Annotated in this window: 21 protein-coding genes; 12 read left to right on the forward strand and 9 right to left on the reverse strand. The window is 66.9% G+C overall.

What is annotated here, in order from left to right:
* Positions 1 to 46: 46 nt before the first annotated feature.
* The 4 genes from BSF38_RS13795 to BSF38_RS13810 form a co-directional block, all read right to left on the reverse strand.
* Positions 47 to 1,174 (reverse strand): DUF1559 domain-containing protein, encoded by a 1,128-nt coding sequence (locus BSF38_RS13795; protein ID WP_076346478.1) that lies wholly within the window; start codon positions 1,172 to 1,174, stop codon positions 47 to 49.
* A 220-nt stretch (positions 1,175 to 1,394) separates the two neighbouring features.
* Positions 1,395 to 2,726, reverse strand: a complete 1,332-nt coding sequence (locus BSF38_RS13800; RefSeq protein WP_076346480.1) for an MFS transporter — start codon at positions 2,724 to 2,726, stop codon at positions 1,395 to 1,397.
* Positions 2,727 to 2,779: 53 nt separating this feature from the next.
* Complete coding sequence (locus tag BSF38_RS13805; protein ID WP_076346482.1) at positions 2,780 to 3,202, reverse strand: cupin domain-containing protein; 423 nt, start codon at positions 3,200 to 3,202, stop codon at positions 2,780 to 2,782.
* Between the two features lie 57 nt (positions 3,203 to 3,259).
* Positions 3,260 to 4,048 (reverse strand): SDR family NAD(P)-dependent oxidoreductase, encoded by a 789-nt coding sequence (locus tag BSF38_RS13810; protein WP_076346484.1) that lies wholly within the window; start codon positions 4,046 to 4,048, stop codon positions 3,260 to 3,262.
* Positions 4,049 to 4,332: 284 nt separating this feature from the next.
* On the opposite strand from BSF38_RS13810, the gene BSF38_RS13815 reads away from it, so the two are divergent.
* From BSF38_RS13815 to BSF38_RS13865, 10 genes are all read left to right on the forward strand, one after another.
* Complete coding sequence (locus BSF38_RS13815; RefSeq protein ID WP_076346486.1) at positions 4,333 to 5,253, forward strand: dihydroorotate dehydrogenase; 921 nt, start codon at positions 4,333 to 4,335, stop codon at positions 5,251 to 5,253.
* Positions 5,254 to 5,377: 124 nt separating this feature from the next.
* Positions 5,378 to 5,689 (forward strand): hypothetical protein, encoded by a 312-nt coding sequence (locus tag BSF38_RS13820; RefSeq protein WP_076346488.1) that lies wholly within the window; start codon positions 5,378 to 5,380, stop codon positions 5,687 to 5,689.
* Between the two features lie 868 nt (positions 5,690 to 6,557).
* Positions 6,558 to 6,905: a hypothetical protein gene (locus BSF38_RS13830; protein ID WP_083712930.1), complete on the forward strand. Its 348-nt coding sequence runs from the start codon at positions 6,558 to 6,560 to the stop codon at positions 6,903 to 6,905.
* Between the two features lie 172 nt (positions 6,906 to 7,077).
* Positions 7,078 to 7,320 (forward strand): hypothetical protein, encoded by a 243-nt coding sequence (locus tag BSF38_RS13835; protein ID WP_145952118.1) that lies wholly within the window; start codon positions 7,078 to 7,080, stop codon positions 7,318 to 7,320.
* Between the two features lie 191 nt (positions 7,321 to 7,511).
* Complete coding sequence (locus BSF38_RS13840) at positions 7,512 to 10,106, forward strand: heavy metal translocating P-type ATPase (RefSeq protein WP_210405719.1); 2,595 nt, start codon at positions 7,512 to 7,514, stop codon at positions 10,104 to 10,106.
* The gene (locus BSF38_RS13845) at positions 10,081 to 10,395 is read left to right on the forward strand and encodes a hypothetical protein (RefSeq protein ID WP_076346496.1); all 315 of its coding nucleotides are present in this window, start codon (positions 10,081 to 10,083) and stop codon (positions 10,393 to 10,395) included. The genes BSF38_RS13840 and BSF38_RS13845 overlap by 26 nt, the downstream gene beginning before the upstream one ends.
* Before the next feature lie 19 nt (positions 10,396 to 10,414).
* A complete protein-coding gene (locus BSF38_RS13850; protein ID WP_076346498.1) occupies positions 10,415 to 10,948 on the forward strand; it encodes a hypothetical protein in 534 nt (177 codons plus the stop codon).
* 45 nt (positions 10,949 to 10,993) lie between these two features.
* Positions 10,994 to 11,203: a hypothetical protein gene (locus BSF38_RS13855; protein WP_076346500.1), complete on the forward strand. Its 210-nt coding sequence runs from the start codon at positions 10,994 to 10,996 to the stop codon at positions 11,201 to 11,203.
* Between the two features lie 70 nt (positions 11,204 to 11,273).
* Positions 11,274 to 13,823 (forward strand): P-type ATPase actuator domain-containing protein, encoded by a 2,550-nt coding sequence (locus tag BSF38_RS13860; RefSeq protein WP_076346502.1) that lies wholly within the window; start codon positions 11,274 to 11,276, stop codon positions 13,821 to 13,823.
* Between the two features lie 20 nt (positions 13,824 to 13,843).
* Positions 13,844 to 14,170, forward strand: coding sequence for a hypothetical protein (locus BSF38_RS13865; protein WP_076346504.1), 327 nt, complete (start codon positions 13,844 to 13,846; stop codon positions 14,168 to 14,170).
* Here BSF38_RS13865 and BSF38_RS13870 read toward each other — a convergent pair.
* Positions 14,155 to 14,865: a class I SAM-dependent methyltransferase gene (locus tag BSF38_RS13870; protein ID WP_076346506.1), complete on the reverse strand. Its 711-nt coding sequence runs from the start codon at positions 14,863 to 14,865 to the stop codon at positions 14,155 to 14,157. The genes BSF38_RS13865 and BSF38_RS13870 overlap by 16 nt on opposite strands.
* 21 nt (positions 14,866 to 14,886) lie before the next feature.
* The gene (locus BSF38_RS13875) at positions 14,887 to 15,426 is read right to left on the reverse strand and encodes a hypothetical protein (protein ID WP_076346508.1); all 540 of its coding nucleotides are present in this window, start codon (positions 15,424 to 15,426) and stop codon (positions 14,887 to 14,889) included.
* Positions 15,427 to 15,525: 99 nt separating this feature from the next.
* Between BSF38_RS13875 and BSF38_RS13880 the strand changes: the two genes are divergently transcribed.
* Positions 15,526 to 16,053, forward strand: coding sequence for an acyl-CoA thioesterase (locus tag BSF38_RS13880; RefSeq protein ID WP_076346510.1), 528 nt, complete (start codon positions 15,526 to 15,528; stop codon positions 16,051 to 16,053).
* Positions 16,054 to 16,088: 35 nt separating this feature from the next.
* Here BSF38_RS13880 and BSF38_RS13885 read toward each other — a convergent pair whose 3' ends face one another.
* The 3 genes from BSF38_RS13885 to BSF38_RS13895 form a co-directional block, all read right to left on the reverse strand.
* A complete protein-coding gene (locus BSF38_RS13885) occupies positions 16,089 to 16,415 on the reverse strand; it encodes a Sec-independent protein translocase subunit TatA/TatB (RefSeq protein ID WP_076346512.1) in 327 nt (108 codons plus the stop codon).
* Positions 16,416 to 16,482: 67 nt separating this feature from the next.
* Positions 16,483 to 16,701, reverse strand: coding sequence for a Sec-independent protein translocase subunit TatA/TatB (locus BSF38_RS13890; protein ID WP_076346514.1), 219 nt, complete (start codon positions 16,699 to 16,701; stop codon positions 16,483 to 16,485).
* Positions 16,702 to 16,800: 99 nt separating this feature from the next.
* A complete protein-coding gene (locus tag BSF38_RS13895) occupies positions 16,801 to 17,085 on the reverse strand; it encodes a hypothetical protein (protein WP_076346516.1) in 285 nt (94 codons plus the stop codon).
* A gap of 393 nt (positions 17,086 to 17,478) precedes the next feature.
* Here BSF38_RS13895 and BSF38_RS13900 point away from each other — a divergent pair, with 393 nt between their 5' ends.
* Positions 17,479 to 18,897: a TlpA family protein disulfide reductase gene (locus BSF38_RS13900; protein ID WP_076346518.1), complete on the forward strand. Its 1,419-nt coding sequence runs from the start codon at positions 17,479 to 17,481 to the stop codon at positions 18,895 to 18,897.
* The last annotated feature ends 129 nt before the right edge of the window (positions 18,898 to 19,026 follow it).

Raw genomic sequence — 19,026 nt, forward strand, 5'->3', positions numbered from 1 at the left:
TTCGCCGGGTTGCGAAGCCGCCGACCCGCCCCGTTCTCGGCATGGATCAGTACGCGTCGGCGCTGACGACCTCGCCCCCGCTCACGGAGCCGATCTGGACCCAGGTCATGGCGCTGACGCTGTTCTTGACGAACCGCACCGAGCCGTCGCCGAACAGGCAGTTGACGCCCCCGGGGTGCCGGCTCCGCGCGCCCGAGAAGCAGCCGCCGTCTTTCCCCTGCGAGAAGCAGGCCAGGCGCTGCGCCGGCTGGCTGTCGCAAAAGCTGCCCGGCTGAGCGGGGCTCGTACCGGGGGCGGACCCGCCGAAGGTCGGCAGGTTGTCCATGTTGTTTCCCTGCGTCGGAATCCCGGCGGTGCTCCAGGGGGCGACGAGGGGTACGTAATCGATCGATCCGTTGGGGGTGAACCGCGTCATGAACGACCCCGCGCCCGGGTTGTCGACCCAGAGCGTGCCGCGGATGTCGTCGATCGCCCCTTGCAGGACCTCGCTCATGAAGACCGAGTTGCTCAGCCCGTCGGTGATCGACGCCACCGACACCATCGCCGGCCCGCTGCCGCTGTTGTTGAGTCCGAACGCCGAGGGCAGGTGAAGCGATGCGGTGAAATAACTGTCATGAACCCCCTGGCCGAAATCGGTGTTGCCCCAGTTCACGGCGTAGTTCCCCTTGGTCGCCTGGAACGGCGGTAAGGACAACCCCAGCGACGCCAGCACCGTGGGCAGGTCGATGCTGTTCTGGTTGTCGCTGGGACACTGGAAGATGCCGATCTTGGTGGTCAGCACCGTCGAGTTCGCCAGGAAGCCCAACGGCCCCGCCCCGGTCATCGGGCCTTCCGTGCCGATGGAAAAATTGAACGCGTTGTACATGCCTCCCTGATCGAACAGAGGGAGCATCAAGACGAACCACGGCGTGTTCTGGCAGTTGTTGCCGAAATTGGTGTCGGAGCAGGGGGCGCGGTTTGAGTTGAAGATCTTCGAGGAGGGGAATGAATTGCTCGACTCATGGTAATTGTGCATGGCCAGGCCGAGCTGCTTGACGTTGTTGACGCACTGGATGCGTCGGGCCGCCTCGCGGGCCGATTGCACGGCCGGCAGCAGAAGCGCGATCAAGACCGCGATGATCGCGATCACCACCAAGAGCTCGATCAACGTGAACCCGCTGGGGCGGCGGAACATGACGTGGCTCCCTTGCTGTGACCGGACAGTCGAAAAGCGTAACGACCGAACGAACCGCGAGAGCGAGACAGGAGACAGGCGTTGTCATCAAGTTATCACGCATCGGACCGCTCATCGAGAGCATGATGAAAAAATCGTGAAATCGCCGATCAAGCGGAACACGATCGGCGCGCGGTCGATGCCGAACGTCGGGGAGGATCGTGAGCGACGCGACGTCGCGCTACTCGGTCGCGGCCGTCAGCGGCTTGGAGGCGTCGACGCCCAGCCAGCTCAGCGACGCGAGCGCGTAGCAGCACGAGAAGATGACGAAGACCCACGAGGGGTGGCCGTGCCCGAACAGATAGCCGGCGACCAGGGCGGAGACGGCGCCGCCGATGTTGGACATCATGTTCATGGCCCCGCCGAGAGTGCCGGCGGCCTGTTCTCCGATGTCGGCGCAGGCGGCCCAGGCCGGCCCCATGGCGACGTCGTTGCAGACGAACGTCAGGCAGAGCAGGAACGCCAGCAAGGGGACGCTCTCGACCCAGACCGTCGAACCCAGAGCCGCCGCCGCCATCGCCATGCCGATCGAGCCGTTGATCCGCCGGCCCCAGCTCCGGCTGCCGGTCCGGCGGATGATCCAGTCGGACAGCACGCCCCCCGAGATGCACGCCACCACCCCGAAGGCCAGGGGCAGGCTTGTCAAAAGCTTGGTGTCCGAATCCGAGAGATGCCGGTGGTCGCTCAGGTACGTCGGCAGCCAGCCGACGAAGAAGTTTGAGGCGAACCCGCCGAATCCGTAAGCCAGGCAGAGGCACCATGCGCTCCGGGAGGCGAACAACCGCGACCAGGGGACCGAATAAGCTCCCGCCGCCCGATGGGCCCGACCGGCGGTGATGAGCTTCCGCTCCGCCGCGTTGGCCTGCGGCATCTCCTCGGGGGTGTCGCGGAACCAGGGCCAGAAGGCCGTGCACCAGACGACACCGACGCCGGCCAAGATCCAGAACGGAGTCCGCCAGGTGCCGAAGGCCGCGAACATCGGCACCAGCGCCAGGGGAATCAGGGCGCCGCCGATCCGGCTCGACATCCAGATCAGCCCCTGCGACATCCCCCGCGTCGTCACCGGCATCCAGTCGGCGTTGATCCGGGAGAGGACCGGGAACCCTCCCGCCTGAAATACGCCGAACAGAAAGCGCAAGGCGATCAGATACCAGAGCTGGGCCTGAAAGCCCGGCACGTAGACCACCAGCGCGAGGGCCCCGGTCGTCAACGACCAGCCGAGCACCAGGATCGTCAGCAGGTGCCTCGATCCGAGGCGGTCGCCGAGCCAGCCCCCGAGGATCTGGAAGCCCCCGTAGGCCCAGAAGAAGGTCGAGAGCAAATAGCCCATCTGCTCGTCGCTGAGGCCGAGATCCTTCTTCAGATAGGGCGCGCCGGTCGCGAATCCCACCCGGTCGATGTACGTGACCAGCGAGACCGCGCACAGCGACGCCAGCACGACGAACCGGACCCGGGTGGGCTGCTCGCCGGTCTTCTCTGTCGTCCCGGCGAATCCCTCGATGAGTTGCGACAAGTCGAGCCTCCCTCTCGGCGGGGGGGCGCGACGGCACCCCATGCGATGCTACCTCATGGGTTGGGGGGCGACGTGGTGATCAGGACCACGAGGGTCTCGGTCCCCGTGTTCTCGATGCCGTGCTTGCACCAGGGAGGGAGGTAGACGAAGTCGCCCTTTTTGACCTCGCGCTGGAAGTTCGCGAAGGTCATCAACCCTTTTCCTTCGAGGATGACGTAGGTCTCCTCGGTCTCGTGCGAGCCGGGTTCGAGGACGACGTGCGGGGGGACGTAGAACATGACCAGGCCGAGGTTCTTGGCCGGGGCCTTGGGGTTGACCGGGTGGACGACGCGGACCCCGACGCCGTGGCAGTTGGGATAAACGACCGGCACGCCGTCCTGCACCGTCACGATCATCGGATCGACCGGGGTGGACGGCTTGGGGATCGTCGGCGGCTTGTCCCCCTGGTAGCCCTTGAACTCGGTGATCTTGGCCATGGAGGCGGTTCCCTTCGATTCGATTGAGTGCGGAGTGTTGGTCTCGATGCGGACGGCTCAGAACTCGCGGGTGTACCCGGCGGTCCAGCCGCCGTCGACGGTGAGGATGTGGCCGTGGACGTAGCTGCTCTCCGGGGCCGCGAGGAAGAGCACGGCGTTGGCGATCTCCTCGGGCTGCGCGGGTCTTCCCAGGGGGATGTGGGCGATCAACTGCTTGACCGAATCCTTGAACGTGCCGTCCTCGCCGTAGAAGAGGGCCTTCGTCCCGTCGGTGAGCGTCGAGCCGGGGGCGACGGCGTTGACGAGGATGCCGTGCGGCCCGAGTTCGAGCGCCATCGCCCGGGTCAGGTTGACGACCGCCGCCTTGGCCGCCACGAACGGCGATTGCAGCCGCAGAGGCACCAGGCCGGCGATCGAGGCGATGTTGATGATCCTCCCCGAGCGCTGGGCCTTCATAAGCTTCGCGGCGGCCTGGCTCATGTTGAAAACGCCGTTGAGGTCGACGTCGAGGATCCGGTCCCACTCCTCGCGGGGGAACTCGTCGATCGTGACCCGGTGCTTCAACGTGTTGACGCCGGCGTTGTTGACCAGGATGTCGAGACGGCCGGCCGAGCGGGCGATCTCGTCGACGATCTCCCGGACCCGCGCGGCGTCGGTCACGTCAAGGGTTCGAGCCTGAGCCCCGGCGTCGGGCGACCTTTGGGCCGCCAGGGCGGCGCCGTCGCCGTCGACGTCGGAATAGACGACCCTGGCCCCGTTGGCGGCCAGCAGGTCGGCGATCGCCAGCCCGATGCCGCGGGCGGCGCCGGTGACCATCGCCACCTTCCCGGAGAGATCCACTTTCATCGCTCGGCCCCTTGAAGTCCATCGCCCGCCCCAATCCGCCCCGGCATGATCGCCGGGCCTCGCTCTGACCACGACGGTGGGGCCGGGCGATAGACAAGGCCGCCAAGATAGCCCGCCCGACGGCCCAACGCAAAGGGGGAGCGCCCAGGTCCTCAAGGGAATGGGTCGCGATTATCACAGCCCGATGAGTGGAACAACTGGACCGAAAACGACATGATGCAGGGAAGAGAGTTCGGTCCCGCGCGCGTCGGGACGTTCGGTCGCGAGGCAGGTGGAGTGGATCGGTGGTCGACTTACGTGTGACGCTGGGACGGTTGTCGCTTCAAAACCCCGTGCTCGTGGCCTCCGGCACCTTCGGCTACGTCCGCGAGATGGCCGGGTTCGTGCGGCTCGACCGCCTGGGGGGCGTCGTCCCCAAAACGGTGACGTTCCGGCCGAGGGCGGGCAACCCGACCCCGCGCACAGTCGAAACGGCGTCGGGCCTGCTCAACGCGATCGGCCTGGACAACGACGGCGTCCATCACTTCCGCGACCACCACCTGCCTTACCTCCGCACGGTCGGGACCGCCGTGATCGCCAACATCGCCGGCGAGGACGAAGACCAGTTCGTCGAGATGGCCGAAATGCTCGGCGCCGAGCCGGGCCTGGCGGCCGTCGAACTCAACATCTCGTGCCCCAACGTCAGCCACGGGCTCGATCTGGGGGTCGATCCCGTCCTGGTCGGCCGCCTAGTGCGCCGGGTGCGGTTGGCGTGTCCTCTGCCGATCATCGCCAAGCTGACGCCGAACGTAACCAGCATCGTGCCCATCGCCGCCGCCGCCGCCGAGGCCGGAGCCGACGCCGTCTGCTTGATCAACACCCTGCGCGGGATGGCCGTGAACTGGCGGACGCGACGGCCGATCCTCGCCTACGACGTCGGCGGGCTCAGCGGACCGGCTATCAAGCCGGTCGCGTTGCGGATCGTCTGGGAAGTCGCGCGCGCCCTGCCGGGGCTGCCGATCATCGGTGTCGGCGGCATCGCCAGCGCCGAAGACGCGCTCGAGTTTCTGGTGGCCGGCGCCTCGGCCGTCCAGATCGGCACCGCGACGTTCTACAACCCCGCCGCCGCCGAGAACGTGGTCGACGACCTCGGCCGCCTGCTCGACGAGGCCGGCGTCGCCGCCGTCGCCCCGATCGTCGGCACCCTTCGCTCGAATCGTTCCTGAAAACCGATTCAGAAAATTCAGGCATCGCATCGCACAGTCGCGATAAACTAGGTAAACTATGGGCAACCAAGCGGGTTCCGCGCGGGTCGTCCTTCTCCGTCACACTCAGTTCGGGAGCTGACTCATGTCGGACGCTGCTTTTTCGGTGAACGCGGTCCCCAGTGAAAACGGCGTGGGAACGTTGGAACTCGCCACCCGCGCCGCGCGCGACGGCGCGGCCGACGCCAGCGTGGCGGCGGCCCGGTTCTGGGCGAATTCGAGCCTGATGGTTTCGCGACTTCTCTACAACACGGCCTACACTTTGTCGTACGGCGTCGTGTTTCCCGTCGCCTATGTCGCCAGGGCGATCCCCAACGACAACGCGGCCGTTCAGGGCGTCGTTGAAGGGGCCGAGGCCGCCGCTCGAAAAGTCGACGACTTGCTCAATCGTCCCTGATCCAGTCGATTCCCGACCCGCAACCACCGATTTCGTCGACTTTCACAATCGGCCCACCGATATCTTTTGCAACGACTGTCACGAAAAAGCAGAAGACCCGGCGTCCCTAGGCCGCCCACGCGACGGCCGACACGCTTCATCAGTCATCCGCATTCGCGGAACGGGTTGGCGCCTCCCTTGAGCGGGAGCTACCGAACGTGCTGGCCACGCCTAATTGGACGTTTCGGATGGTGATTGGCGGGTTGATCGCCGTTTCGGGCTCGGGGTGCGCTTCCCCGGTCGTCCGCAAGCCCTCACGGTTCGCTCAGCAATCGGCGCGCGCGCCGGACGACGGGGACTGGAAGGCGGCCCTCCGAGGTCCCCGGATTCATGGCCTTGATCGCACGCCCCACTCGCTCACCACGCTCCGGGGACTACATCAATCTCCCCGGAAGCAAGGGCCCGACCTGGCCGGCTCGCGACCGGCCGCCATCGTCGGCAGCCGACCGCCCGATGAAGGAAGCCTCCAGTAAGCAACTCAGGCGATAAAAAACAGAAACCTCATCGAACAGCCCGCGCCCGAGCGACTAATATGGCATTGCCAAGGACACCAACCTCGACACGAAGGTCCCAGAGGCCAATCAATCGATATATTCAGCATACTCGAGCAAACTCGCGCCAGACCGCATCAAGTTCCCAACTATCCCACGCTGCGCCAAGTGTTGTATGATATTCCTTGGCCGTGAAGACGATTGATTTCGTATAGTTCATGAAAAGAACTTCACGCTGCACTTCAATCCGTGTTCCGAGGGCTGGGGCCGAGCCGAGTCGAAGACTTGATGGCGGGATGGCCGCTGTTTGATTCTCCCCGAATCCATGGAGACAGCCGATGACCGACGAGGTGACGACCGAAACGCAGACGACTGATCCGTTCAAGGGCATGGCCGACATGATGGTGAACGCGGCGCAGGCGGTGAAAGAGGGATCGCTGGACGCGCGAGCCCGGGTCGAGCAGACGCTTCCTCAAGTGAATCGCTTCGTCGCGCGGCTCGTCTACACGACGAGCTACACGCTCTCGTACGGGGTGGTCTTCCCGACGGTGTTCGTGGCGCGGTCGATCCCCCGGGAGAACCCGATCGTCCACGGCCTAGTCGACGGCGCGCACGCGGCCTTCGACGCGATCGACGAGATGCGGAAACGGAAGCAAGACGCGGCGGCGCCCGAAGTGCAGGCATAACGAGATCGAATCGAGAGGCCGAGCGGGCCGGCGAGGGTCGTCGGTCCACACCGACTCTCGACAGGCGAACAGCGTTTTCGATAGTGTTGAATACGTGGACGCTGCTTGCCGATTCTGTCTTGATCTTCGGCGCCAGAGGTGACTTTCGATGCCCATGACCCGATCCGAAGCCATGTTCTTCACCGCCGGGCTGGTGATTGGCGCCACGGCCGGTGCGAACTTTCCGCTGCTCAAGGAAAAATTCGGCCCACTTCTCTCCGGCGCGCTGGCCGGCGCGGGCTCGGCGTTCGGCGAATCGTACGCCGAGATGGCCAAGAAGGTGGCTGAAAAGGTCGAAGCCGTGCAGGACGCGATGGCCGAGATGAAGCAATCCGAGACCGCCGCCGCGGGGGCCGCCGAGGCCAAGGCCACCTGACCATCGACGCCGCGGCGTCTCGTCCGGGGACGGTCGCTCGCGTCCGGGTCCGCTTTCGCGCCTTGCTCCGGCTCTCCAATTGGTGACGGTCGGTTCCCTCGCTCCCAGGCATTTTTCTCGTTCGCGGCCGGCGGCGAATTCGCCCGGCCTGAACGGATTTCCTCCGCGGAACGGAACGGACGAGCAAGCCCATGACAGAGACCACCGCCCCAACTCCGATGGACCTCGCCGTCAGCTTCCCGGCGCGCGGGGCGATCCGGCTCCAGAGTCGCTCCCTGTTCGCCGAGCCCGGCAACGACGCTTGCCGACGGTTCCTCGAACGGGTCTTCCAGGCCGCCGAGATCGAGGACGTCACCATCAACTCACCGCGCGACGGCGTCGAGGTCCCCCACGCCGACCTCCGTTTCCGCGCCGAGGCCCACAAGCTCAACGACGTCGTCAACCGGATCTCCGGCTTCCTCGACCCGGACCGGGTCAAGAACGGGCAGGCGACGACGGCCCCCGCGAACGGCCGCGCCCCGCACAGCGCGAACGGCCGGGCGGCGGCCGACGGTCGAGAGCATCACGGCGTCGCGATCACCAAGGTTACGCCGGTCCGCAACGCCCAGGGGCGGGTCCGGTTCTTCCGGTACGGGTCGGTGGTCACCGACTGGGAGATCAAGCACGAGCTTCCCGGCCGGCTCCGGCTCATGAACCCGGCGATCCACCGCAAGGCCGAACTCTGCCAGGCGATCGAGCGCGAGCTGATGAGCGTGCTGGGGGTCGATTCGTACAAGACGAATCCGCTGACCAGCACCGTCCTGGTCAAGTACGACATTCACGCGCTGACCCGCGACCAGGTGATCGAGATCATCGACGGGGCGCTCGCCGCCGCCGACCATCCCGAGACGAAGGACAAGCCCGACCTCCACCTGCCGATCTGCACGATCTCGATGCCGGTGGCGGCCGTCGCCCAATTCGCCGCGCCGGTGTTGCTGCCGGCGGCGGCGGTCCTGTTCGCCTACACGTCGATCCCGACCTTCAAGAGCGCCCGCGCGGTGATCGTCGAGGAACGGCGGCTGGGAGTCGACGTCCTCGACGCGATCGTCGTCCTGGGATGTCTGGGGACGATGTCGATCTTCCCCGGCGCGGTGCTTTGCTGGTGCCTCGGGTTCGGCCAGGTCCTGGTCAAGAAGACGCAGGACGACAGCAAGAAGCTGCTGCTGAACGCGTTCGGGAAGCAGCCGCGGTTCGTCTGGCTCTATCGCGACGGCGTGGAAGTGCAGGTCTCGCTCGACCGGCTGCAAGCCGGCGACGTGATCGTGGTCAACACCGGCGAGGTGGTGCCGGTCGACGGCATCATCACCGAGGGGCTGGCGATGGTCGACCAGCACGCCCTGACCGGCGAGTCGACCCCCGCCGAGAAGGGGGTGGGAGACCGCGTCTTCGCCTCGACCCTGATGGTCGCCGGCAAGATGCTGGTCTCGGTGGAGAAGTCGGGCAGCGAGACGGCCTCGGCGAAGATCAGCCGGATCTTGACCGATACCGCCGGCTACAAGCTCAACTCCCAGCACAAGGGGGAGCGGCTGGCCGACCGGGCGGTGATTCCGACCCTGACCATCGGCGCAATCGGCATGGCCACGATGGGGCCCGCCGGCGCCGTCGCGGTGCTCAACAGCGACTTCGGCACCGGAATCCGGATGGCGGCCCCGCTGGCGATGCTCTCGACTCTGGCGTTGTGCGCGAGCAAGGGCATCCTGGTCAAGGACGGCCGCGCGCTCGAGCTGATGAACGAGATCGACACCGTCCTGTTCGACAAGACCGGCACCCTGACCCGCGAACGCCCCGAGGTCGGCCTGATCGTCAGCGGCCCCGGCTGCACCGACGACCAGATTTTGCTGTACGCGGCCGCGGCCGAGAAGAAGTTCCACCACCCGATCGCCCTGGCGATCCTCCACAAGGCCCAGGAGCGGAACCTCGAACTCCCCGAGACCGACGACAGCCAGTACAAGGTGGGCTACGGCATCACCGTGAACGTCGACGGCCGGACGATCCGCGTCGGCAGCAAGCGGTTCATGGAGCTGGAAGGCCTGCCGATGTGCAACGCCATCCGCGAGGCGCTCGAAGAGGCCCACCGCGAAGGCCACACGATGGTCATGGTCGGCGTCGACGACCAGGTCGGCGGCGCAATCGCGCTGCACGCCGCCGTCCGCCCCGAGGTCCGCGACATCATCAAGGGGCTTCGCGACCGGGGGATCAAGCACATCGCGATCATCTCGGGCGACCACGAAGCGCCCACGAAAAAGCTGGCCGAGTCGCTGGGCATGGACCGCTACTTCGCCCAGGTCTTGCCGGCCGACAAGGCCGACTACGTCGAGAAGCTCCAGAAGGAAGGCCGGAAGGTCTGCTTCGTCGGCGACGGCATCAACGACTCGATCGCCTTGAAGAAGGCCAACGTGTCGATCTCGCTGCGGGGCGCGTCGTCGATCGCCACCGACACGGCGCACATCGTCTTCATGGAGCAGGGGCTCTCCAAGCTCTGCGACCTCCGCGACATCTCCCGCGACCTCGACCGCAACGTCAAGCGAAGCTGGAAGATGATCCTCGTCCCCAACATCGCCTGCATCGCGGGGGTCTTCACGATGGGCTTCGGGATCATGGCGTCGGTGCTCACCAACAACGTCGCGGCCATCGGCGCGCTGGCCAACGGTATGGCGCCGCTGCGGAAGATCGCCCAGATCGAGGCCGAGAAGAAGCACGAACAGGAGCTGAGGCAAGCTTATGGCCTGGAAAGAGAAGCTCTATGAGCGCCCGCTCCGGCGCCCGCTCGACGACGGCGCGCTCGAGGCGGTCCGTTCCGAGTATCACAAGCGGCGGCACGAGATCCCCGTCCCCTCCGAGCTGGTGCTTCACCCGAGCAAGCCGGAGCTGATGACCATCAAGACGAAGTGGCTGTCATTGGTCATCCAGTTCCACCAGGAGAAGCTGACGGTCGACGCCGAACTCTCACTGGCCGCCAAGATGATGGCCACCGATCAAAACCGCAAGCTCGCCGTGCAGTTCATCGACAGCATCGCCGACGACCTGAACCTCTAGCTCGCGATAGGAAGAGGCCATGGACCCAACATCTGAGCACCCCAGCGAACCCCGAAAACGGTTCCGCCTCCGGGCGCGAAAGCCCCTGGAGGCGCTGAACTCGGAGAACCCGCGGTTCCATGTCTTCCTGGTCGACACCGGCTGGAACACCCACCTGTCGCGGGTGCTCCAGGCGCATCTGCCGCTGATCCACGAGTTCCATCCCCAAGATCCGCTGTACGTGCTCACCCGCGAGCAGTCGATCAAGATCCTCAAAAGCGCGCCCGAGCACATCGGGCTCGACCCGATCCTGGTCGTCTACGACCTCCACTGCCCCGAGGACGCCGATAGCAGGAAAGGCGAGCGCTACCGGGGGTTCCGCCTCAACCTCGGGCTCCTCAAGAACCCCGACCAGGCGCTGCACAAGCTTCAGCAGTTCCTCCGCTTCATCTCGTGCCACCGCACCAGCCAACGCCTCGATCAAGAGGTCCAGCGCGAGCTGCACAAGGAGGGGCTGAGCAACATGGTCCGCATCCTCAAGGAGGCCTCGGAAGCCTCGATCGAGCTGATCTAGTCGTTTCGACCGCCCCCCGCACGCTCCGTCTGAAGGACGAACGCCATGAATGAGTCGGAAGTCCCGGTCCTGCCTCTGCTCCTCGGCTCGCTGATCCTCGTCTACTTCGGGATCGAAGTGAATCGCCAGCGGAACAAGCTCCGCAAACTGTTCAACGTCTTCGACCGCGAAGAAAGCCAGATCGCCAGCCTGCTGGAAACCTGGGTCGACTCCGGCGAGTTGACGGCCTACAAGCCCGCCCACCACGGCGGCTGAGACGGCGGCGCGACTCGCGAACGACCGCGAATCCGGCCACGGTTCCTCCTGAATACGTCGAGCGTGCTCCATGGTCGTCGATGCCGCCCAGTCCGCGTCCGCAAACCCTTCGAGCCCGATCGACGTCGTCTGGAGCGACCGGACCTTGACGCTCCGCGATGAGGATCTCTTCGGGATGCGCGCATCCGCGCTCTCCGAGCAGTTCCTGAGGCGCGTCTTCCACGTCGAGGACGTTCGCAGCGTCGAGGTCGATCGCAGCCAGGCGACGGCCCTGGTCCGCTACAAGCCGGGCCGGCGCGGGGCGGTCGACATGCTGCAACGGATGGCGACGGCAATCCGATCGGCCGCGACCGAGTCGACGCTCGACCTGATCGCGCCCGACCCGGCGAGCCCGAAATGGACGCTCCACCGCTGCCACGACCTGATCTCGTCGTGGGAGGTCGCCAGCGACCGCCCGGGGCTGGCGCGGCTGCGACACGCGGCGATGAGCGCCGACCCGGCGTTCGCCGTCCGGATCGCCCATCAGGCCGAGAAGCTGCAAGGGGTCCTGCACATCCGCCGGGGCCTCTTGACCGACGACCTGACGATCCGCTTTGACCCGTCGCGGACGCGGGTCGAACGCCTGGTCCGCGAACTGGAACTCGCCGCGCGCGAGGGCCACGACTCCGACGCCGGCCTCACGGAGGCCAGCTACAAGGAAGCCGCCGCGCCCTCGCCGGTGAAGTTCGGCGCGGCCAACGCGGCCATCGCGCTGGCGACGGTCAGCGACTTCGTCTTGCCCGCCGCGTGGCCGGTGACGGCGGCGCTGCTGATCGGGACCAACCTTCGCACCTTCGGCCAGGCCGCCCGGCAGGTGTCCGAAGGCCGCGTCGGCCTGCCGGTGCTTTACACGGGCATCGCCGCCGCCACCCTGGCGACGAATCGGTTCCTTCCCTGGGCGACGATGAGCTGGATGATGCGGTACTGGAAGCACCGCTCCCACGAGCAGAGCGCCGCCGCCCAGCGAGGGCTGCTGGGCGAGGTCGTCCACCGCCAGCCGTTCGCCCGCCTGGCCGCCGGCGTCGGCGTCGAGATTTCGGCGCCGGTGCACGGGCTCGGCCCCGGCGACGTCGTCCTGGTCGGTGCCGGCGAGCGAATCCCGATCGACGGAAAAATCGTCCGGGGCCACGCGCTGGTCGACGAGCGGATCGTTCGGGGGGTCTCGGGCCGAAGCCGGAAAAAGCCCGACGACCTCGTCCACGCGGGGTCGATCGTCACGGCCGGCGAGATCGGCGTCGAGGTCGGCGCGGCGGGACGGGGTGAGCGGTCGCGAGCGACGCTCCTGGCCCGCGCGACGACCGCCGCGACTCGGGCGGGGGCTCATGCCCAGACTCAGGCGACGGCCGGCCAGCGGTTCGCCGAGCGCGCCGTGGTCCCCACCCTGGCCACCGCCGGGCTCGGCCTGCTCGTCGGAGGCGCGCCAACCGCTCTGGCCGTGATGCGGACCGACTACGCCTCGGGTCCCGGGCACGCCTCCTCGATCGAGAACCTTCAGGCGATCGCCCAGTGCGTCCGCGAAGGGATCGTCGTCCGCGACCCCGACGCCCTCGGCCGGCTGCTCGACGTCGACGTCTTCCTGATCGACCACCACCCGGCGCTCGAAGCGACCGAGCCCGAGATCGCCTCGGTCCGCGTCTTTCCCGGCCACTCCGAATACCAGGTCTTGCGGTTCGCCGCCTCGGCGCTGCACGACCTCGACGACGAGCGATCGCCGGCGCTTCGGGCCGCGTGCGAGGCGCGTCGCATTCCGCCGCTCGAAGGCGTCGCGATCGAGTACGGCGGCGACCTGACCTTGCGGGTCGAGGACCAGACCGTCAAGGTCGGCAACCTCGGCGGCGACCTCCCCGAACCACCCGCCGGCCCGCCCGAGAGAGACGACGAAACGGACTCGCCCGCCGCAGCGCCGCTCGACTCGCTGATGGTCGGCGTCGACGGCCAGATCGCCGGCCTGATCCACTTCCGGCGCTCGTCCCGGCTGACCGCCGCGGCGGCGATCCACGAGCTGCGAGGCTGTTCCGAGCGGTCGCTGGCGATCGGCCTGATTTCCGAGCGCGCCGATGCGCGGCTGGGCCGGCTCGCCGACGCGATGGGCGTCGACTTCCATGAAGCCGGGCTCTCGAACGACGACGTCGCCCACCTGATCCGGGCCTGCCGCAAACGGGGGCTGACGATCGCCTACGTCGGCGACTGCCTGGCCCGTCCCGCCGCCGCCCGCGAGGCCGATTTGGCCATCGGCCTCGACGCCCGCGACCTCCTGGACCTCGACTGCAATCCGGCCGTCGCCGTCTTCCTTCAACCCGATCTCGACAAGCTCGCCGCGCTCTACGACGTCGCCGGATCGCAGCTCGAAGGCATGCGGGCGGCCCAGAGTTCAGCCCTCTTGCCGAACCTGTTCTGCGTCGCCGGCGCGTTCCTGCTGGGCTTCACGTCGATGACCACCGTGATCGTCACCAACCTGGCGACCTACAGCACTTACGCCCGCAATGCCTCCGCGATCCGCGGCCTGGAACACCGACTCTCCCAGTTCACGCCCCGGCGTCGTTCGCGGCGGGCTCGCCCGGACGCGCCGCGGACGCCCTGATCGAAAGTCTTCCGAATCCCATGAACGCCCCAGCGGACCCCATCAACGACCCGACCGCGACCCCGGACGCCGAAGCCGCGTACGCCCACCGGATCGAAGACCTTCCCAAAGAGGTCGGCGTCATGCTGATAACAGTCGGCGTGCTCGGCATGGCGCTCCCAGGCGTCGTCGGCGGACCGGCATTGATCGCCGGCGGCCTGGTCCTCTGGCCGAAGACCTTCGGCCGGGTCGAGAGCTGGTTCGAACGGCGGTTCCCTAAAGCCCATCTCCACAGCATGCAGCAGATTAACCGCTACCTCGACGACCTCGAAAAGCGGTTCCCCGAATCCGATCAGCCCAAGGGCTGAGCGAAAACGCGGTAGATCGTTCCCGGCTGGCTCGCGCCGGTCTCGGTGGTGGTGGCGACCGCCTCGGCGCGACAGCTCAGGCCGACTTCCGCCGCGGCCGCCGGAAACGCCTCGGCCGAGACGCGGTAGGGGGTGGCGAGCAGGGCTTCGCCTCCCGGGGCGAGCATCCGGGCGAGGACGTCGGCGACCAGCGGGACCAGTCGACGCTCATAGAGGACGTCGGCCCCGATGATCCGGGGGAACCGCCTCGGCGGCGGGCTCCGCCAGTCGAGCACGAGCGTCGAGCACCGATCGGGGTCCAGGCCGTTCTCGCGGACGCTCCGACCGACGAAGGCCAGGGCGGCGGGGTCGTAGTCGCTGAAGCAGACGCGAAACCCCAGGCCCATCGCGGCCAGGCCGGCGAGCCCCAGGCCGCAGCCGAGTTCGAGCACCTCCGACTCCCGCGCATCGACGACGCCTCCCCAGCACCGCGCCACGGCCTCGGCCAGCATGTTGGCGCCGGGCCAGAGGTAGGCCCAGTAGGGCATGTAGTCGTCCTCGCGGTTCCAGGCGTGGACCGAAGGATCGTCGAGCAGCCGGTCGGGGTCGGAGGGCCGGACCAGCCGGATCGCGCGGCCCTCCACGCCGAAGGTCGAGACCGTCACGGGTCCGTGATATTCCGCGCCGATCTGTCGATCCGCCTGGTCCGTCGCCACGTTGCGATCCTTCCTTCCTCGTCAAACTTCCAGGAACGGCACGAATCGGCGGAAGTGCTCGCTGAAGGCGTCGGCGAGCCGCTCGGCCTCGGGAAACAGCGCGTCGGCGCTGGTCGCCAGGGCGAACGAGGCCGCCTCCTGGCCGAGGTTGAGCCGGAACAGGCCGAACGGCACCGCGCGGAGCCGTCGGTAGGGGCCCGCCAGCACTCGGCCGAGCGTCTCGTCGTCGCCCGGCGCGATCGGCTCGGGAGTCAGCACGACCACCGAAAGGCCGATCGCCAGACCTCGCCAGGGAGAGAACCGGCTGCTCGCCGCCATCGCCGCGCGGGTCATGAGCTGGCCATAGCCAGCCTCCGAAAATCCGATGTCCACCGGCTGCCGCACCACGACCGTGACGCTCTGCGCCTTGCCGACGACTGGCGGCCAGCTCACGCGGACCTGCCGGCTGTAATAGCGGAGCACGTCGAGCGCGGGCTGGCGGAACTCCTCGCCCGGTTCGAGCGAACAGCCGGCCTCAAGCAGCACCGAGTCGAGCAACTCGTCCAACTGATCTTCGAGCATGCGCGCCTGGGGCTCCCGGCCGATTCGTTTGACGGTTCCGTTATACTACAACGACCAGCCGGCTGTCTCTCTTCGACGACCCAAGGAGTCCAACCCGCGATGGATGCGCCGCTCAGCGACGACCTCAAGGCCCCGCGCCCGGCTTCCGCGTCTCGTGTTTCCCTTTCGATCATCACCCAGCCGGGGCAGGCCAACCCGTTCGGGACGCTGCACGGCGGCGTCATGCTGCGGATGGCCGACGAATGCGGCGCGGTGGCCGCCCTGCGACACGTCGGCCGGGGGCTGATCACGACGGCCGCCATCGACTCGATGACCTTCCTCAGCCCGGTCTACGTCGGCGAGCGCGTCGAGATCGTCGCCGAGGTCACTCACGTCGGCCGGACATCGATCGAAGCCCTGATCGAGATCTACGCCGAATCCCTCGTCCACCCCAAGCGGCGCAAGGTGGGCTCGGGTTACGGCCTCTACGTCGCCCTCGACGACGAGGGCAAACGCCCGCACCCGGTCCCCCGGCTGCTTTCGGAAACCGAGGCCGACCGCGTCCGCGACGAGGCCGCCGAGGCCCGTCAGGTCGTCCGGCTCGCCCGCCGCGAAGAGGCCCGAGCCCACCGCGCCGAGTACCTCTGAGCGGCGAACCTCGGGCCCGTTGATTCGATCGACGGTCAGTTCGACGCCGGCGGCTGGTATTCGACCGCGCCGGTCGCCGCGGTGGTCGACGCCGCGCCGGGGACCTCGAACTTGGGAGCGGCTTCGGTGTACGTCGCCTCGGCCTTGGGCGCGTCGTAGGTCTTGGGCGCGCTCTGGTAAGGCGAGGAGTAGCTCGAGATCGATGCGTCGTCGAGGCCGCTGGTGACGTCGCTGAGCCCCTTCTTGAACTCGACGATGCCCTTGCCGAGCGAACGGCCCACTTCGGGGAGCCGCTTGCCGAACAGCAAAACGGCGATCCCCATCACGATGATCATTTCCATCGGACCGAGATTGGGAAGCATGGTGCAAGCTCCGTGATCGACGGGGTTCGTCGCGTGATTTCGGTGAACTCGGATCGAAACGTCGCGACTACGCCAGGTCGTTCGGCGGCGTGATCTTCTTGTCGGCGGTGACGGCCTGATCGATCTCGTCCTCGATCCCCGCCACGCCCTTCTTGAACTCGGTGACGCTCTTGCCGAGCGACCGCATCACGCTCGGCAGGCGGTTGCCGAACATCAGGAGGGAGACGAAGGCGACGATCACGAGTTCGGTCGTGCCAAGGTTCGGCAGGAAAGCGAAAGGCAGCATGGTGGTGTTCCTCGGGTCAGGTCGGGGCAGGGCCAGGCGGTCTCTTTCGTATCGATTCACGCGAAGGGCGACGGCGTCAGGTTGGCGGCGACACACGTTTCAATGCGAAGCGCCGGTGGAGATCAGGGTTCGGGTGACGATCCAGGCGCCGACGGCGGTCGCGGCCAGGATCGTCAAGGCCCAGTAGAGCTTGTTCCCCCGCGTCAGGAAGGCCCCGGCGATCCGGGAACGGCTCCTTTTGGGCGGCGCCCCCGGGCGCGGGCGACGACGGACTGGCGAGACCCACGGGAGGACCGTCTGGGCGCGCTCGCTCTTGAGCACGCCCGAGCGTCCGTAAAGAACCAACGTGACCAGGGCGATCAGCACCAGTTCTTTGAGCCCCATGCTTGCTACGCGCCTCTCCGTTGCGAGGACCCCGCGGCCCGCCCAAGCACGACGCGACTCGCGCGGCAGGACGCTCCGGCCCGGTCGATGAGACGACGTGGGCGGCCGGTCGGCCCGAGGGCCTCTTCACATAGGATGCCTGAAGTATTTCGCACACGGTGGCGATGTCGCGTTCATCGGGGGCCGACAGCTCGGCGCCAACCGCAGGCCAATGCGTCTCGACAGGGACGACGCGGGGTGGGACTACGTGTCTTTATCGTACCGTCCCAGCCCAGCGTGTCAAACGAATTCTCAAGCCGCGCCGACCGAACAATTGACCGCCGCCGGAGCGAAGGCTACCATGCGACAGATGTCGGACTCCATCGCTCGGATTGACAACGCGGAGGCAGTGAGATGCTCACTTCCATCGTCCGGTCCTGGTTCGCGGCGGGGTTGTTGGCGGCGGTCGGAGCGGCGGGCGCCGGGGAGGTTCCGCGGTACGTCCTGAAGCCCGGGCAGGTCGTCGACTACGAGGAGCGGCAGTCGTACGACGGAGTCAATGAACACAGCGAGACTACGTGGATCTCGCGGATCTGGGTCGTCGGCCGCAACGACGACGGCAGCGCCCGCGTCGTCATACGGCAATCCATGGACTCCAAGAGCAAGCAGGGCTCGACGAACGAGTCCATATCGACGAGTCTCGCCCGCTTCGACGTCTTTCCGGACGGCAAGATCACGCCCGGCCACTCATTCGGCTTCCCCGTCGATCCCTCCCTCATCTTTCCCCGCCTTCCTGAAAACGACCAGGAACTCGCAGGCGGCTGGCGATCGATCGACTCGCGGGACGAGACGACGATCCAGTACAAGTCGACCTCGGGCGTCAACGAGCCTTTCACCTTCGAAGCCGACCATTCCAAGTTCATGGAGAGGGCCTACGAAGGCAAGAATCACCGTGTTTATCAGTTCGATCGCGCGAAGGGGCTGATCACCCATGCGAAGATCGCCCGAACATTCGGCTATCGACTTCTGGCCGGGAAAGGGGAGGGGAAGCTGGAATTGAAGGCCGTGAGCGAGATGGCCCCCGCCAGGCTGCCGACTTTCCGCGCCGAGATGGATCGCTACTTCGATGCGAACCTCGCTTACCAGGAACTCACGGCCAAGGTCACGAAGGCGGGCGGCGAGGCGGAATCGCTGATCAAGAAGGCCCGCGTGATCCTGGCCGACGCTCGCGCCAAGTTGACGGAACCCGACCCCGCCTCCGCCCTCGACAAGGCGATCGAGGATCACGACAAGTACTCCAAATACCAGGTCGACGAAGCCAAGCGGTTCGCCGGCCTGCTCGGCAAGCCGGCCGCAGCGTGGGGATCACTTGAGACCAAGAGCCCCGCCGTCAACCGAGTCGTCAGCGCCCTGTCCAAGTCGAACACGGCCTCGGAGATCAAGGACCTTGACGGCCATTCGCACTCGCTGGCGCAATACCGGGGCAAGGTGGTCGTCCTCGACTTCTGGTATCGCGGCTGCGGCTGGTGCATGCGGGCGATGCCGCAGGTCAAGCGGGTCGCCGCCCATTACCACGACAAGCCCGTCGCCGTCTTCGGCGTGAACAACGACCAGGAGGAAAAAGACGCCCGGTTCGTGGTCAAGGAGATGGCCATCGCGTACCCCGTGCTCCGATCGATGGATCTCGCCGGGAAGTATGGCGTTCAGGGCTTCCCGACCCTGGTGATCATCGACCAGGAAGGCAAGGTCGCCGACGTCCACGTCGGCTACTCCGACCACCTCTACGAGGACGTCACGGCGACCATCGACCGCCTGATGGCGCAGGCCAAATAGGCGATCGAGCCTGGCGGCCAGCAGCTTCCGCGCGGCCCTCGCCTTGGACTCCTACGACTCCCTCTTGAGGTCGCTCTGAAACCTGAACGAGTCACTGACGCGGGCCGCAAGGTCTTCATAGACGCTTGG

The organism is Paludisphaera borealis (assembly GCF_001956985.1).
Classification (GTDB): Bacteria; Planctomycetota; Planctomycetia; order Isosphaerales; family Isosphaeraceae; genus Paludisphaera; species Paludisphaera borealis.

Excerpts from the sequence above, each read along its gene's own strand:
- BSF38_RS13795 (WP_076346478.1), bottom strand. The coding sequence starts at position 1,174 with ATGTTCCGCCGCCCCAGCGGGTTCACGTTGATCGAGCTCTTGGTGGTG.
- BSF38_RS13805 (WP_076346482.1), bottom strand. The coding sequence starts at position 3,202 with ATGGCCAAGATCACCGAGTTCAAGGGCTACCAGGGGGACAAGCCGCCG.
- BSF38_RS13810 (WP_076346484.1), bottom strand. The coding sequence starts at position 4,048 with ATGAAAGTGGATCTCTCCGGGAAGGTGGCGATGGTCACCGGCGCCGCC.
- BSF38_RS13820 (WP_076346488.1), top strand. The coding sequence starts at position 5,378 with ATGTCGGACGCTGCTTTTTCGGTGAACGCGGTCCCCAGTGAAAACGGC.
- BSF38_RS13830 (WP_083712930.1), top strand. The coding sequence starts at position 6,558 with ATGACCGACGAGGTGACGACCGAAACGCAGACGACTGATCCGTTCAAG.
- BSF38_RS13835 (WP_145952118.1), top strand. The coding sequence starts at position 7,078 with ATGTTCTTCACCGCCGGGCTGGTGATTGGCGCCACGGCCGGTGCGAAC.
- BSF38_RS13840 (WP_210405719.1), top strand. The coding sequence starts at position 7,512 with ATGACAGAGACCACCGCCCCAACTCCGATGGACCTCGCCGTCAGCTTC.
- BSF38_RS13845 (WP_076346496.1), top strand. The coding sequence starts at position 10,081 with ATGGCCTGGAAAGAGAAGCTCTATGAGCGCCCGCTCCGGCGCCCGCTC.
- BSF38_RS13850 (WP_076346498.1), top strand. The coding sequence starts at position 10,415 with ATGGACCCAACATCTGAGCACCCCAGCGAACCCCGAAAACGGTTCCGC.
- BSF38_RS13855 (WP_076346500.1), top strand. The coding sequence starts at position 10,994 with ATGAATGAGTCGGAAGTCCCGGTCCTGCCTCTGCTCCTCGGCTCGCTG.
- BSF38_RS13860 (WP_076346502.1), top strand. The coding sequence starts at position 11,274 with ATGGTCGTCGATGCCGCCCAGTCCGCGTCCGCAAACCCTTCGAGCCCG.
- BSF38_RS13865 (WP_076346504.1), top strand. The coding sequence starts at position 13,844 with ATGAACGCCCCAGCGGACCCCATCAACGACCCGACCGCGACCCCGGAC.
- BSF38_RS13875 (WP_076346508.1), bottom strand. The coding sequence starts at position 15,426 with ATGCTCGAAGATCAGTTGGACGAGTTGCTCGACTCGGTGCTGCTTGAG.
- BSF38_RS13880 (WP_076346510.1), top strand. The coding sequence starts at position 15,526 with ATGGATGCGCCGCTCAGCGACGACCTCAAGGCCCCGCGCCCGGCTTCC.
- BSF38_RS13885 (WP_076346512.1), bottom strand. The coding sequence starts at position 16,415 with ATGCTTCCCAATCTCGGTCCGATGGAAATGATCATCGTGATGGGGATC.
- BSF38_RS13890 (WP_076346514.1), bottom strand. The coding sequence starts at position 16,701 with ATGCTGCCTTTCGCTTTCCTGCCGAACCTTGGCACGACCGAACTCGTG.
- BSF38_RS13895 (WP_076346516.1), bottom strand. The coding sequence starts at position 17,085 with ATGGGGCTCAAAGAACTGGTGCTGATCGCCCTGGTCACGTTGGTTCTT.
- BSF38_RS13900 (WP_076346518.1), top strand. The coding sequence starts at position 17,479 with ATGCTCACTTCCATCGTCCGGTCCTGGTTCGCGGCGGGGTTGTTGGCG.